Origin of the sequence: Herbaspirillum sp. CAH-3, assembly GCF_009668275.1 — a bacterium.
Lineage (GTDB): Bacteria > Pseudomonadota > Gammaproteobacteria > Burkholderiales > Burkholderiaceae_D > Herbaspirillum > Herbaspirillum aquaticum.
Genome location: NZ_VSWE01000016.1, coordinates 117,110 through 132,172, shown reverse-complemented (window position 1 = coordinate 132,172; position 15,063 = coordinate 117,110). Strand labels below are relative to the sequence as shown.

General features: G+C 58.6%; 12 protein-coding genes and 1 tRNA gene. 7 read left to right on the top strand and 6 right to left on the bottom strand.

From position 1 onward, the window contains the following. The first annotated feature begins 84 nt into the window (after positions 1-84). The 3 genes from argA to FYB76_RS20820 all read left to right on the top strand — a co-directional run bounded on the left by argA (position 85) and on the right by FYB76_RS20820 (position 4,682). The gene (gene argA / locus FYB76_RS20830; RefSeq protein ID WP_008331208.1) at positions 85-1,398 is read left to right on the top strand and encodes an amino-acid N-acetyltransferase; all 1,314 of its coding nucleotides are present in this window, start codon (positions 85-87) and stop codon (positions 1,396-1,398) included. Between the two features lie 97 nt (positions 1,399-1,495). After that, entirely contained in the window at positions 1,496-1,768 is a 273-nt protein-coding gene (locus FYB76_RS20825; RefSeq protein WP_008331210.1) for an oxidative damage protection protein, read from the top strand. Positions 1,769-1,916: 148 nt separating this feature from the next. After that, positions 1,917-4,682 carry a pitrilysin family protein gene (locus FYB76_RS20820; RefSeq protein ID WP_154134900.1) on the top strand — a complete coding sequence of 922 codons (2,766 nt, stop codon included), beginning with the start codon at positions 1,917-1,919 and terminating at the stop codon, positions 4,680-4,682. Between the two features lie 88 nt (positions 4,683-4,770). Here FYB76_RS20820 and rpiA read toward each other — a convergent pair whose 3' ends face one another. From rpiA to FYB76_RS20805, 3 genes are all read right to left on the bottom strand, one after another. Further along, positions 4,771-5,451, bottom strand: a complete 681-nt coding sequence (gene rpiA / locus FYB76_RS20815) for a ribose-5-phosphate isomerase RpiA (RefSeq protein WP_154134899.1) — start codon at positions 5,449-5,451, stop codon at positions 4,771-4,773. A gap of 85 nt (positions 5,452-5,536) precedes the next feature. After that, complete coding sequence (locus FYB76_RS20810) at positions 5,537-7,300, bottom strand: cation:proton antiporter (protein WP_088754804.1); 1,764 nt, start codon at positions 7,298-7,300, stop codon at positions 5,537-5,539. Between the two features lie 478 nt (positions 7,301-7,778). After that, on the bottom strand, positions 7,779-8,291 hold the full coding sequence (locus FYB76_RS20805) for an Lrp/AsnC family transcriptional regulator (RefSeq protein WP_008331218.1): 513 nt from the start codon (positions 8,289-8,291) through the stop codon (positions 7,779-7,781). Positions 8,292-8,493: 202 nt separating this feature from the next. Between FYB76_RS20805 and FYB76_RS20800 the strand changes: the two genes are divergently transcribed. Continuing rightward, on the top strand, positions 8,494-9,636 hold the full coding sequence (locus tag FYB76_RS20800; protein WP_088754803.1) for a branched-chain amino acid ABC transporter substrate-binding protein: 1,143 nt from the start codon (positions 8,494-8,496) through the stop codon (positions 9,634-9,636). A 243-nt stretch (positions 9,637-9,879) separates the two neighbouring features. Here FYB76_RS20800 and FYB76_RS20795 read toward each other — a convergent pair whose 3' ends face one another. After that, entirely contained in the window at positions 9,880-10,206 is a 327-nt protein-coding gene (locus FYB76_RS20795; RefSeq protein WP_088754802.1) for a plasmid stabilization protein, read from the bottom strand. 294 nt (positions 10,207-10,500) lie between these two features. Here FYB76_RS20795 and FYB76_RS20790 point away from each other — a divergent pair, with 294 nt between their 5' ends. Next, positions 10,501-11,007, top strand: coding sequence for a hypothetical protein (locus FYB76_RS20790; protein WP_088754801.1), 507 nt, complete (start codon positions 10,501-10,503; stop codon positions 11,005-11,007). Positions 11,008-11,233: 226 nt separating this feature from the next. On the opposite strand, the gene FYB76_RS20785 is transcribed toward FYB76_RS20790, so the two are convergent. Both FYB76_RS20785 and FYB76_RS20780 read right to left on the bottom strand, forming a co-directional pair. After that, positions 11,234-12,022, bottom strand: coding sequence for a hypothetical protein (locus tag FYB76_RS20785; protein ID WP_195724688.1), 789 nt, complete (start codon positions 12,020-12,022; stop codon positions 11,234-11,236). 107 nt (positions 12,023-12,129) lie between these two features. Then, entirely contained in the window at positions 12,130-13,134 is a 1,005-nt protein-coding gene (locus tag FYB76_RS20780) for a hypothetical protein (RefSeq protein ID WP_154134897.1), read from the bottom strand. Between the two features lie 628 nt (positions 13,135-13,762). On the opposite strand from FYB76_RS20780, the gene FYB76_RS20775 reads away from it, so the two are divergent. Next, a tRNA-Thr gene (locus FYB76_RS20775) sits at positions 13,763-13,838 on the top strand. 131 nt (positions 13,839-13,969) lie between these two features. Beyond that, entirely contained in the window at positions 13,970-15,007 is a 1,038-nt protein-coding gene (locus FYB76_RS20770; protein ID WP_154134896.1) for a RelA/SpoT domain-containing protein, read from the top strand. The last annotated feature ends 56 nt before the right edge of the window (positions 15,008-15,063 follow it).

Here is a 15,063-nt window from a genome sequence, read left to right as displayed (position 1 = left end):
GCTTTGCAACATCCGTGCAAGAAATCTGCCCCGATGCGGCCCGCAAGCCTACGGCCCGCCGCGACGCTGGTTATAATGCGCGTCATGGAAAAACAGACCGAATTCGTCAACTGGCTGCGTTCCGTCGCGCCCTATGTCCACGCCTTCCGCGGCAAGACCTTCGTGGTCGCCTTCCCGGGCGAGCTGGTCACGGCCGGCGGCTTGCAGGTGCTGGCCCAGGATCTCTCGCTGCTGCATGCGCTGGGCATCCGCGTGGTGGTGGTGCATGGCTCGCGCCCGCAGGTGGCCGAACAGCTGGCCCTGCGCAATGTCGAGGCGCGCTTCCAGAACGGCCTGCGCGTGACCGACAGCGCCGCGCTGGAATGCGCCAAGGAAGCCGCCGGCGAACTGCGCCTGGATATCGAGGCCGCCTTCAGCCAGGGCCTGCCCAATACCCCCATGGCGCATTCGGCCATCCGCGTAATCTCCGGCAACTTCGTCACGGCCCGTCCGATGGGCGTGATCGATGGCGTGGACCTGCAACTGACCGGCGTGGTCCGCAAGATCGCCGCCGATGTCATCCAGCCCATCATGAACGCAGGCGGCATCGTGCTGCTCTCGCCGCTGGGTTTCTCGCCCACCGGCGAAGCCTTCAACCTGACCATGGAAGACGTGGCCGTATCCGCCGCCATCGCGCTGCGCGCCGAAAAGCTGATCTTCCTGTCGGAAACCCCGCTGATGAAGGATGCCGGCGGCGCTGAAATCCGCGAGCTGTCCTCGCACCAGGCCGAGGCCGTGCTGTCGGCCGGCTTCCTGCCCGCGGATGCGGCCTTCTACCTGGCCAGCGTGGTCAAGGCCTGCAATGCGGGCGTCTCGCGCGCCCACATCGTGCCCTTCTCCACTGATGGTTCGGCCCTGCTGGAACTGTTCACCCACGACGGCGTGGGCACCATGGTCACCTACGAGAACCTGGAAAGCCTGCGCCAGGCCACCATCGAGGACGTGGGCGGCATCCTCAAGCTGATCGAACCGCTGGAAGCCGATGGCACCCTGGTCAAGCGCGGCCGCGAACTGATCGAACGGGAAATCGACTACTTCTCCGTGATCGAACACGACAACGTCATCTTCGGCTGTGCCGCCCTGTATCCCTTCCCCAAGGAACGCATGGGCGAGATGGCCTGCCTCACCGTCAATCCGGAAGTACAGGGCCAGGGCGACGGCGACCGTATCCTGAAGCACATCGAAACCCGGGCGCGCGAGGCCGGGCTGACCAAGCTCTTCGTACTCACCACCCGCACCTCGCACTGGTTCCTGAAGCGCGGCTTCGTGCTGGCCGGTGTCAACGACCTGCCGCAGGATCGCCAGCAGATCTACAACTGGCAGCGCAAGTCGCAGGTACTGATCAAGAATTTGTATTAATCATTTTTCCGTCAGGACGTGAGCAGGCTCAACCGCTGACCCCCATCGCTGGCCCGCCCGTCCCAGGCATTTCAACTTAACGAACCAAGGAATCGACATGGCACGCATGGTCCACTGCATCAAACTGAACAAGGAAGCCGAAGGCCTGGACTTCCCGCCCTATCCGGGCGAGCTGGGCAAGCGCATTTATGAAAGTGTCTCCAAGGAAGCCTGGGCCGCCTGGCTCAAGCACCAGACCATGCTGGTCAACGAAAACCGCCTGATGCTGGCCGACGCGCGCGCCCGCAAGTATCTGGCCGCGCAAATGGAAAAACACTTCTTCGGCGAAGGTGCCGATGCCGCTGCCGGTTACGTGCCGCCGAGCGAGTAAGCTGGCCGGATCGTCCAAGCATCGCCGCAACGCCGCCCTGGTTCGCCACGGCGGCGTTTGTTTTGGCTGACGCATCGCGACGGCTGGCTCGTCTACAATGCCGACTCCGAATCCCTGATTCCCTACCGACTTCCCGCTGGAGCTCATCTTGTCCCTGCGTCACCTGCGCCTTGCCGTGCTTGCCGTCAGTCTCGGCTTTACCTTTGTTTCCCCGTGGGCCCGGGCGGCCACCGCCAGTCCGGCGGCCAGCACTGCACCGACGCTGCCGCCCGGCGTCACGCAAGGCCCCAGCGCCGAGGGGATCAGCGAATACCGCTTTGCCAATGGCTTCAAGCTGCTCCTGCTGCCGGACGATTCCAAGCCCACGGTCACGGTCAACATCACTTACCTGGTCGGCTCGCGCCACGAGAACTATGGCGAGACCGGCATGGCGCACCTGCTGGAACACCTGATGTTCAAGGGCTCGCCGCACAACCCGGCGATCCCGCAGGAATTCAGCAGGCGCGGCATGAACTTCAACGGCACCACCTGGCTGGACCGCACCAACTATTACGAAACCTTCGAGGCCGGCAAGGACAACCTGCAATGGGCGATCAGCATGGAAGCCGACCGTATGGTCAATTCCCGTATCGCACGCAAGGATCTCGACAGCGAGATGACGGTGGTGCGCAACGAGTTTGAATCCGGCGAAACCTCGCCCCCGCGGGTGATGTTGAAGCGCATGCAGAGCGTGGCCTACGACTGGCACAGCTATGGCCGCAACACCATCGGCGCGCGCAGCGACATCGAGAACGTGCGCATCGAAAACCTGCAAGCCTTCTACCGCACCTACTACCAGCCCGACAACGCGGTACTGCTCATCGCCGGCAAGTTCGATCCGGCGCAGGTGCTGCAATGGGTCAACCAGAGTTTCGGTCGCATCCCAAAACCCAAGCGCAAGCTCCCTGAATTCTGGACCGTGGAACCGACCCAGGATGGCGAACGCCAGTTCGCGATCCGCCGCCGGGGTGACCTGCAACTGGTGGCGCTGGGTTACAAGATGCCCTCGGCGCTGCATCCGGATGCCACCGCCCTCTCGTTTGCCAGCGACATCCTGACCGACACGCCCAATGGCCGCCTGCACAAGCTGCTGGTGGAAAAAGGGCTGGCCACGCAGGTCTATGCGATGCCGCTGAGCGGCTACGCGCCGGGGCTGCAGATGATCGTGGCGCAGGTCAAGGCTGGCGCCGACATCGAGCCGGTCAAGCAAGCCATGATCAGCGCCGTCGAGTCCTTCAGCACCACCCCGCCGACCGCCGAAGAAATCGCGCGCCTGCGCCGCGAGAGCGCCAACAACTTCGAGACGCTGCAGAACAATCCGCAGCAGATGGCGGTAGCGATGTCCAACGCGATTGCCCGCGGTGACTGGCGGCTGGTCTTCATCGAACGCGATCTGGAGCAGCGCCTGACCAGCGCTGACATCGCTGCGGCTGCTGGCCGCTACTTCCGCCGCGACAACCGTACCGTCGGCCTTTATTTGCCGGAAGATCATCCGCAGCGCGCCGAGGTCCCGCCCGCACCGAGCCTGGAATCGCTGCTGGCGCAATACCAGCCGCGTGCAGCCATCGCCTCGGGCGAAGCGTTCGATCCGGCACCGGGCAACATCGAACAGCGCACCACCCGCGTGGCGCCAGGCCAGCCGCCCCACACCGCACTGAAGCTGGCACTGCTGCCCAAGCAATCGCGCGGGCAGACGGTGTCGGTCAGCATGAACCTGGAGTTTGGCGATGCCGAGAGCCTGTTCGGCCAGCGCGCGGTGGCCTCGCTGACGGCGGCCATGCTCATGCGGGGTACGCGCGATCTGGATCGCCGCCAGCTCGCCGACGAATTCACGCGCCTGAAGATCAACGGCAACGTCTATCGTTTCCAGACCACACGCGAGAATCTGGTCCCGGCGTTTGCTCTGGTGGGCGAAGTGCTGCGCCATCCGCGCATGGATCCCGCTGAATTTGCGCAGTTGAAAAATGAGACCGTGGCCGCGCTGGAAGCCACGCGCAAGGAGCCGGACTCCCGTGCCGGCGAAGCGCTGCAACTGCATTTCAACCATTACCCGGACGGCGACTGGCGCGCCGCCCAGACGCTGGAGCAGCGCATCGCCGCCGTGCAGGCCGTGACGCTGGAACAGGTGCAGGCCTTCCATCGCCGCTTCTACGGTGCCTCGCATGGCGAGGTCGCCGTGGTCGGTGACTTCGATGCGCAGGCTGCACGCAAGGCGATCGATGCCGCCTTCGGCGGCTGGGCCAGTGGGGCGCCCTACGCGCGCGTCCTGCAGACCTGGGCCGACATTCCGCCCAAGCGCATCGTCATCGATACGCCGGACAAGGAAAACGGCGTCTACCTGGCCCGCCAGAACATCCGCCTGCGTGATGACGATCCGGACTATCCGGCCCTGGCCGTGGCCAATTACCTGCTCGGCGGCTCCAGCCTGAAGTCGCGCCTGGCTGACCGCATCCGCCAGAAGGATGGTCTGTCCTATGGCATCAACAGCGGCTTGCAGGTCGGCGCCATCAGCGATGCGGGCTACTTCAGCGTACGCGCCATCGCTGCTCCGCAGAACCTGGACAAGGTCGACGCGGCCGTGCGCGAAGAAATTGCCCGGCTCATCAAGGATGGATTTACCGAAGAGGAACTGCTGCGCGCCAAGTCCGGCATCCTGCAGCAGCGCAACCAGCAGCGCGCCGGTGATGGCGGCATCGCCACCAGCTGGAGTGCGCTGATGAACCTGGACCGCAGCTTCCTGTGGCAGCAGCAGCTGGATCTCAAACTGGCCGATCTCACGCTGGCACAACTGAATGCGGCCGTGCGCAAGTACATCGATCCGGCTCGCATGACCGTGGTGATTGCACGGGATGAGGCCAAGGCCAGCCAGCCCTGACGCATCCGCCTGAAATCATCGAGATGAAAAAAATGCCCGTGTCCTGCGACACGGGCATTTTTGTCTGGGGCTCAGAAAACCGAAGTCTTCAGAACTCCAGTTTCTTGACCCCTTCGGCGGTACCCAGCAGGCATACGTTGGCGCCCTGGCGCGCGAAGAGGCCGTTGGTGACCACGCCGACGATGTTGTTGATCTTGTCTTCGATGTCGGCCGGATCGGTGATGGCCAAGCCCAGCACATCGATGATGTAGCAGCCGTTGTCGGTGACCAGCGGCTTGCCGTCGCCATTCTTGTTAAGGCGCAGGCGCGGCTCGCCGCCCAGTGCGGCCAGCTTGCGGGCCACCACGGCGTGCGACATGGGGATCACCTCCACCGGCAGCGGGAAAGTACCCAGCACCTCGACCAGCTTGGAGCCATCGGCAATACAAACGAACTTCTGCGCCACGGACGCCACGATCTTCTCGCGCGTGAGTGCAGCGCCGCCGCCCTTGATCATGGCGCCGCTGCCATTGATTTCATCGGCGCCGTCGATATAGACCGGCATGGTCTCGACCTCGTTGAGATCAAACACGGTGATGCCATGCGAGCGCAGGCGCTCGGCAGTGGCTTCGGAGGACGCCACGGCGCCCGTGATGCGGTGCTTGATCTTGCCCAGTTCATCGATGAAGAAATTGGCCGTGGAGCCGGTGCCCACGCCGATGATTTCGCCGTCGACCACGTAGTCGATGGCGGCCTTGGCCACGGCTTGCTTGAGTTCGTCTTGAGTCATGATGGTTCAGTTCAACGTAAATAAAAACGGGGGCGTTCCCTTTTTGGCAACGCAAAAAATTCTCAGCTTGCGGGATCGGCAATGCTCAATGCACGTCGTCCGGCTGTTCGTCCAGGGTTTCGAAGAGCGCGATCTGCAGGCGCGAATGCAGCTTGACCAGCTTGCTCCACAGCAACCACAGTAGCCCGGCAGCGGCGGCCAGCACGAAGGCCAGCAGGTTCAGCGGGGGCAGGATGCTGGCGCTGAGCACGAAGATCAGCAGCATGATGCCCACGATGGACATGATGGGCAAGACCTCCGAGACCACCTTGCGCACCCCGGAAGTATACGCTCCCGCGAACTCCGGCTTGACGCTGACCTCCGCCAGCAGCATCGACAGCGCCTGCAGCTTGCGGTAAGTGGCGATCAGGAAGGGCAAGGAAATCACCAAAGCGCAGCCCCAGATGATGGCCTTCTGCACATCCGGATCAGGCGTCCAAGCCGAGAGCTGGCGCGACAAACCGTCCACAAAGAAAGCGCCCGCCAGGAATACCGCAATCACCAGCGCCAGGTTCACCATCACCTGCATGAGGATGCGGCGGATGATGCGCGTGAGTTCGGCGCGGTCGCCGGTCGGCTGCAGGCTTTCCAGCCAGCGCGAATACATGCCCAGCAAACCCGAGACGCGCGCCGGCACCAGCGTGACGGCCTTGGCCGAGAGCGGATCGGCGGCCTTGATGAGGTAAGGGGTGAGCAGTGCCGTCACCGCCGAGACCGCCACCACGATGGGATAGAGGAAATCGCTGGTGACCTTCAGGCTCTGGCCGAGCGCGGCGATGATGAAGGAGAACTCGCCGATCTGCGCCAGGCCCATGCCCACGCGCATGGGCGTGCGGCCGCCCTGCCCGGCCACGAAGGTGCCCAGGCCGCAGCTGATGAGTTTGCCGAAGACCACGGCCAGCGTGATGATGGTGATGGGCATCCAGTACTTGACCAGCACGTTGGGATCGAACAGCAGCCCGATGGCCACGAAGAAGATGGCCGAGAACATGTCGCGGATCGGCTCCACCAGGCGCTCGATGCGATGCAGCTGGCGCGATTCGGCCATGATGGCGCCAACCAGGAAGGCCCCCAATGCGACGCTGTATTGCAGCTTCATCACCAGCAGGCAGAAGCCGAACAGCACGCCCAGCACGGCCACCAGCAGCATCTCGTTGCTCTTGAAGCGGGCGATGAAGCTCAGCAGGCGCGGCACTGCGACGATGCCCACCACCAGCGAGACGGTCATGAACAGCACCAGCTTGCCCACCGTCGTGAAGACCTCGGTGGAATCCACCGAGCCGCTGGTGGCCACGCCGGAGAGCAGCGCGATCATGCCGATGGCCAGGATGTCTTCCACGATCAGGATGCCGAAGATGATCTGGGCGAACTTTTCGTTCTTCATGCCCAGTTCATTCAAGGCCTTGACGATGATGGTGGTCGAGGAGACGGCCAGCATCGCGCCCAGGAAGATGGCATCCATGCGCTTCCAGCCGAAGTAGAGGCCGATCTCGTAGCCGATCCAGATCATCAGCAGGATCTCGGCCGCTGCCGCGATGAAGGCGGTGGCACCGACCTTGGCCAGTTTTTTCAGGCTGAATTCCAGGCCCAGCGAGAACAGCAGGAAGATCACCCCGAGCTCTGACAGAATGTGCACGGTCTTCTCATCCTGGATCAGGTCATAGGGCGGCGTATGCGGGCCGATGATCACGCCGGCCACGATGTAGCCCAGCACCACCGGCTGCTTCAGCTTGTTGAAGACGACGGTGACAATGCCGGCAATGAGCATGATGATGGCCATGTCCTGGATGAATAACTCGACTTCGTGCATCGTGCGGGATTTCCTTTCTGTGGTTCTGCAGCGTGCTGCAGGGGTTGGCTGGATGGCGTCGCAGGCGCTGCGACACCGGGCAAGGCTGCGCCCTGCGGCATGGGCCGCGGACGGTGGATGATAGGGATTGCGGGTGCTGCTGGCGGGCCGGCCACACGGTCGCCGGCGCTGGGTGCTGATCTGTGTCCGCTCTTGTTGCTGGTGACCACGGTACTGCTTCAGCGTAGACGCAGTGGCGCTAGACCTCTTCATTGCACACTGCGGGATGCCCCGAAAATAACACAACTGACAACCGCACTGCAATGCAAAGTGCGTGCCTGCCCCGCCGCGAGAAGACTCCCGCATGACGGGATCCCCCGTCAGCAAAATGAAAAACTTAGTAAATTCCGGACGATTCCCTCTGGATGGACGCCCTGGAATCTAACAAAACGCAATGGATGAGCTTGACCCCCAATCCGCGCGGGAAGCTGGCTGGCGTTCAGCCGGGCACGCGCACCTGCACTTCGACCGCCTTCTCATCGAAGGCGATGCGGGTGGTGAACTTGGCCCGCTTCATGGGGAAGCGCGACTGGAAGTGGCGCACATTGCCTGATCCCGAGATCACACGTCTGACGAACTGATAGTAGGCATCCATGTCGATGACGTGGACCGCCAGGAAGTAATCGTATTCGCCCGAGACGAAGTAGCACTGCATCACCTCGGCCTCCTTGGCCATGCGCTGCTCGAAGTCCTGCATGTGCTGGTCGGACTGGTTGTTCAGCGAGATCTCCAGGAAGGCCAGCATGCCGTAGCCGAGCGCGAAGGGATCGACCATGGCCACTTCGGCGCTGATGATGCCGGCCTCGCGCAGTTCGCGGATGCGACGCAGGCAGGTCGGTTGCGAGATGTGCAGTTTTTCAGCCAGCACCCGAGTGGAGATCTGGTTGTCTTTCTGCAGCATGTTGAGCAGTTTGCGATCCACCTTGTCGAGGGTGTGAAGTTTGGCAGCCATGGGACAGAGTCGAGGATGATTGTTCAGGCCGGCCACTCAAAAATTGCTTGGCTTGGCCGATTCTTATGTTGTACCGTCGCATTATTCAGAAAGTCGGGGACGAAAGCAAAGCAGTCCGCCTGGTCACCGCAACAAGGATCTGAATAACTGTGTTGTGAGACAAAACATTAAAAGTGGTCAATCCAATCTACAGAGGAGTGTTATGAAATTCAAGAGCGCCATTATTCCATTAACTGCCGCCATCGGTCTGGCATTCGCAGGCGCCGCGCATGCCCAGGAAGTCGTCAAGATCGCCCACGTGGGCCCGCTCTCCGGTCCCAACGCCCACATGGGCAAGGACAACGAGAACGGTGCGCGCATGGCCGTCGACGAACTCAACGCCAAGGGCTTTACCATTGGCGGCAAGAAGGTCAAGTTCGAACTCATGGGTGAAGACGACGCTTCCGATCCCAAGCAAGCCACTGCGGTCGCCACCAAGCTGGTCGACCAGAAGGTCGCCGCCGTGATCGGCCACCTCAATTCCGGCACCACCATCCCGGCTTCGAAGATCTACAGCGATGCCGGCATCCCGCAAGTGTCCCCCTCGGCCACCAATCCGAAGTATACCCAGCAAGGCTTCAAGACCACCTTCCGCGTGGTCGCCAACGATGCGCAGCTGGGCGCCGCACTGGGCAAGTATGCCGTGCAGAAGCTGGGCACCAAGCAGATCGCCGTGATCGATGACCGTACCGCCTATGGCCAGGGCGTGGCAGAAGAATTCGCCAAGGGCGCCAAGGCGGCCGGCGGCACCATCGTCGGCACCCAGTTCACCAATGACAAGGCCACCGACTTCAACGCCATCCTGACTTCGCTCAAGGGCAAGAAGCCGGACGTGATCTTCTTCGGCGGCATGGATGCCGTGGGCGGCCCGATGCTGCGCCAGATGAAGCAGCTGGGCATCGGCGCCAAGTTCATGGGCGGTGACGGCATCTGTACCGGCTCCCTGCCGGGCCTGGCCGGCGATGGCCTGGGCGAGGACCAGGTGATCTGTGCCGAAGCCGGTGGCGTGGATGCCTCGGGCAAGAAGGGCATGGATGACTTCCGCGCAGCCTACAAGAAGAAGTTCGGCATCGACGTGGTCTACAACGCAGCCTATGCCTACGATGCCACCATGACCGTGGCGGACGCCATGGCCAAGGCCGGCTCGGCCGATCCCAAGAAGTACCTGCCCGAACTGGCCAAGATCAGCCACAAGGGCGTGACCGGTGTGATCGCCTTTGATGCCAAGGGCGATATCAAGGATGGTTCGCTGACCTTGTATACCTACAAGGGTGGACAGCGCACCGTGCTGGCGGTGACCAAGTAAGGTCGGTCGCCCTGCCCTGCTGGCTGGCTTGCGGGCTGGTTTTCAGGGAAGGTAAAGAATGCAGCGCCCCCGATTTATCGGGGGCGTTGTCGTTTGAAGGAATTGTATATCGTGCGTATTACGCAAAGCCGGCCGCGCCAATTTCGCAAATTGTTTTAATTATTTACGGCTACCGCCGGTTTACTTAGTTTATGGATGCAGGACCACGGACTGGTTTCTTAGTTTTTTGCTCCGTGGTGCCATTCAGCGGGACAGGGCCTTTTCCAGGGCGGCTTTGTTCATTGACGAACGGCCCTTGATCCCGCGTTCACTCGCTTCTGCATAGAGCTGCTTGAAGGTCCGGCCGCCTGCGCCGGAATGCGACCGCAGGCCGCCTCGGCGCGACGGCGCCATGTCTTGCGTGGACGTCTTGCTGGCTGTTTTGGATTCGCCGTGCTGGGCGCGCTCCTTGTTGACGGTCCGGGCGGCGATCTCCTCGGCACGCCGGGTGCTCGTGCCGCGTTTGACGGCGCTGGTCTTGATGTGTTCGTACTGGCGTTCACGTTTGTTGCTCCATGCGGTCTGCGGCATGATGGCCTCCTGTCCGGTTGCGCCCGCGGCGCGATGCTCTGCGGGCAGGTAAAGGATACGTTCACTGCGGGTGATTCGATCTTGCGCCGACCTGCCCGGCCCCGCCATCCCGCCTCGTCTGAAAACGCTGTAAGAATGATGGAAGACGGGCTCATCAGCAGGCCTGCAATGCCCGCCGTACGGCGATGGCGCCTCATCGATTCCACAAAGCAACATTCAAGATCGCGTCATTGCGACAACCTTTGTACGCCTCATCAGTCCAACCGCTCATCAAAAACCAGACGGGAGGAATCAATGAAACAGATCACGGCGGTATTTGGCGTGGTGCATGCGGTGATCGCGGTGTTGTTTGCGCTGGGCGCGCTGGCGCTCATTGCCATTGCCGCGAGCATGGGATTTGAGGCGGTGACGGAGGGCCTGGGCCTGCCGCAGGCGCAGGCGTTGATCGAGGCTATCGGTATTTTGGCGGCGGCGGTGGTGGCGTTTCAGATTGCCGAGACCATTACCGAGGAAGAGGTGGTGCGCGACGCCAACATCAGCGCCCCGACGCGGGTACGCCGCTTCCTGTCGCGTTTTTTTGTGGTGGTGATCGTGGCGCTGGCCATCGAGGGGCTGGTGATGACCTTCCGCGCAGCGCATGAAGAAGCGGCTGACATGATCTATGCAGCGGCGCTGCTGGTGGGTACGGGCGTATTGCTGGCGGCCTGGGGATACTTCATCTATTGCAACCGCGCGGCCGAGGAGCTGGAGCCGGACGCCATGGAAGAGGCCAAGGAAGAGGACAAGAAGATTGATGGCTGAGGGGCGTTGCGCCCTGTGGTTTGCGATTTGCGATTCGCGGGCCGAAAGCAGCGGTGTTCGCCCTGTACTGCCCGTCGGGGCCGACCCTCGGGAAATGTTCCGAGGGTCGGACAGGCAACGTGTGCGAACATTACGCCAATCAAGATTCCGATAAAAAGCCCGCGTTTAGCGGGCTTTTCATTTCCTGTTCAATCAATCGCAGCCGAATCAAACACCTGGATTGGCATTAAAAGCGCGGCGTCGGTGGATCGACATACGCCTCATCGATGTGGATCCCTTGGGCCTTTAGCGCATGTTCAGTTTTTTCTCGTTCCGCTTTCAGAAGACTGAGTTCTTCTGGCAAAGATGCCTGCCAGGTTGCCCTTCTTTTTGGTCCTACGATCTTCCTGAATTGTTCATTTTCGCCAACCAAGGAGAACTCCACAAAGTACGCCCCTTCTCGGTCAATATCCATGCGACCGGGATCACGCGAAAGTGCAACAGAGAGATAAGCGTGATCAGCATAAAACAACCACTGAGAACGATTGGAAAGAGACATCCACTCTTCCCTGGTGGGCTCATAGTCCGGATCCAGACCATATACAGGCAACTGCGTGCGGGCATAGCGTATCGCGTCGCTTTTGGTCAGACGGGGCTCACCCAACATGTAATAGCGCTTCCATCCAGCGCGTCGAATGGTCTGCAAAAGCGAAAAAAAGGTCTTGCGTGCATCGTCATGCCCGATCAGATCGGCATCACTGATACCGCCGTTGACGTGCCACTGCAAGATATTCTCTGAAGAAAAATTGGGATCGTCGTTGCCAGTGACGCTCAAGACCGAGCGAACGCTGAAAGAATGGTTTCCTTGCTTGAAAACGACGTTCCCGGGCGCCTCCGTCGGCCATTTCGCAGTGTAGAACTTGACGCCAGGTGGGCGCTCCACAAGCGCGAAACGATCGCCATGGCGCTTGAGGAATTCACTACCTGATTCATTGACCTTGAGTTCGAGAGATTCATTCATTTCAGGCGATTTCATAGGTTCGGACTTTGAGCATGACATCAAGACGCTCAACAGCACTGTTTGTGCAAGAGCTATCGCAATTGCTTTTAATGACGAGGTTTGCACAATCATCGCTTCAGATGTCAAGGGAACGGGATGGGGACAACGTCGCTCGCCAGATTTTCGGCTTGGTCCACGCCGACCCAGCCTGCCATTGCAGCAATTTGTCCTTCCATATATGCCGTTTGTGTCTGCATCAGATCATGAAAGGTGCGCGCAGCGTCAGTGATCCAGCTCATACGACTTTTGAAGTTTTCCAGCTTCGTCCCATCGGGAGCAATCGACTTCAATCGAGCATCCTTGGTATCACACGCACTTGTAAAGGCCAACTGCAGTTCTGGCGAAACCAGGTTCACGATAGGCCAACGCTGCCTCTTTACCCAAACGGAAAAGGACGGATCGTTGTAGATCAATTGTTGCAAGATGACGTTTTGTTCATGGTTTGCAATCGCGATCAAATGAGAGAATTTCAGTTCTTCCTGCCGAGCACCTTCTCTCATCGCTTCAATTTGCTTGACCAAATTGAAGCCCTCGACGATATAGCCATGTTCATGCATGTTCTTGATCTTTGGTAGCGCCTCATCCTTCCACGGGTAGTTGGCGACCTGATCCTTTACCGGCTTGATATAAGCCGACGCATCGCGGCAGCTGACGCATACATCAAAGCTGCTGCGAAATCGGGTGTAATACCAATGCCAGCCACTGATGTCGTAAAACAACCATAAATTGCCTTTAGCGAGTCCTTTGAATACCGGATCGATAATGGGTACCCGAAGATCATCCAGAGAACAGGCCACGGTTTTGCTGGCGAACGCACCCAATGCCATCCAATAAAAACGACCTTTCTTGGCCGGGTCGCCATGATCTTCGGTCTCAAGATAAAACCGGGCATAGGTGGCAGAAATGCGTCTGGCACGGTCACTGTACACAGGGATAATAGAGCCCTTGTTACTACCGTGAAGTCGGCACAGCCGTTTAGTACTCATCTGCTGGATCATCGACCACATCAAATTGCAATCGCAGTGAAGTTCCTTGCAGGAGTTTTCTACGGTATTGGTCTGAGAACTGACGCTATCAGGCGCACCCATCGATAATTATCCTTGCTTATGTTCAGTTTTGGATGATTCGCCCATCAGTCATTCTCGCTTGTCACCTGGGCAGCGTGGTAACCCAACAGGATTTGTCGGCCCATTCGACAAGGCGACGCTCAAAATGTTCACAACGTAATGAGCAACAATCCTCATCACCTCGAAGCGCTTGTGATTTGAGGCAAATTTTTTCGTATTGGGATCAGTGAGTTCTTTTTGCCAATGCAGAGGAGAGCTCAATGAAGAAGCGATTTAGGGGCGAACAGATCATCAGCATTGTTCTAGAAGCAGAGACCAACTGATTCGTCATTCAATCCCGCCTTTCAACAGAACTAAGCGCCCGGTTAGACGATTGCGACAAAACGGATCTGAATAAAATGACCCCATATATTGCTATTGATTCTCAAACCCTGATAGATATAGACTAACGATGGCTCTCCGTAAATGCGAGGGGGGGAAGGCTTGGGCCTGCCCCTGAAACGCTTGAGCGCTGCAAGAAAGCGGAGCGTTAGCCGAGTCACATTACCGGGAAGAAGCTAGCTGAAGAGGAGGGATCAACCTTGCCAAGGTTCCAACAACTCTTGCACTAGAAGAAGAGAAAAGAAAAGGTTATAATCGCGCTCCTTCAGCTGATGTAGCTCAGTTGGTAGAGCAACTGATTCGTAATCAGTAGGTCGACGGTTCGATTCCGCCCATCAGCACCAAAATATAAGGCTTCCAGGCTCTCGCTTGGAGGCCTTTGTGCTATTGGACGCCACCTGTGCTATTCAAAGTGCTCAAAGAGATGTCTTTGCGTCATACTATGTGATCATTTCGATAACAACCAAGAGAAATTATGACACTGGATGATTTCTTGCAAAAAAGCAATATCTCACAAGCGGACTGGGACCAGAGCGGCTGCGACTGGAAAATTCTCGAGGAAATTTCTGCTGACTATCGCACCCATCAAGATGAGCTTAAAGATGTTGCTGAGTTTTACGCCAAGATCATCCAGAAGATAGGAAAAGTCCATTCAGTTCGCTGGCGCGTAAAGGATGAACTTCATCTTTTGGCGAAAATAGTTCGTAAGCGTATTAAAGGCAAAGAAAAATACGAAGCTATTAACAAAGATAACTATTTCGAAATAGTTACCGATCTCGTCGGCATCAGGGCTCTGCATCTCTTCAAAGACGACTGCACGGATATCCATCATTCCGTTGAAGCAATTTGGAGTCCCGCCGAAGCTCTAGCTTTCGTCCGTGACGGAGATACTTCGACAGATACGCTCAAAGCCCTAGGACTGAAGATCCAAACGCATCCGGAGGGCTATCGCTCTCTCCACTATGTTTTTTCAGCCAAACCAATAAATCGACCTGTCAACGTTGAATTACAGGTACGGACAATATTTGAAGAAGGCTGGAGCGAAATCGACCACAAAATTCGATATCCGAATTTCTCGGATAACGAATTAGTGAAATATTTCCTCACTATATTCAATCGCCTGGCAGGAAGTGCAGATGAGATGGGCAGCTTTGTTAAAGGCCTTGTGTCTGAACTTGATCAAAGAAGCGACGCCCTAAGCAAAGCAGCCCGAGAGAATAAAGAGACGCTGGATAAGATGACCAGAACTTTGGCCGAGCTAGAAGAGCATCGAGATCAAAGCCATCGCTCCTCAGAGACAATAAAAAAGCTGAAGGAAGAACTGACATCACTCAAGCGCACATCGTCGACAGCAGACAATCTCAATCTGCTGGGCGATTTCTTGAATACTCTTGCGAAAGGCTACAACTCGAAGCCATCAGCAAATTCCCTGGGAAAAGCGCTTGGTACAAATTCACCTCAGAATAGGTTGGCCGAGATATCACAGAGCGCGCAGAAAAAACTAACAGATTAGTTTATATCCACACTGGGTCGGCGCGCGCCAGTACCCTGGCAACACATATTTTGAGC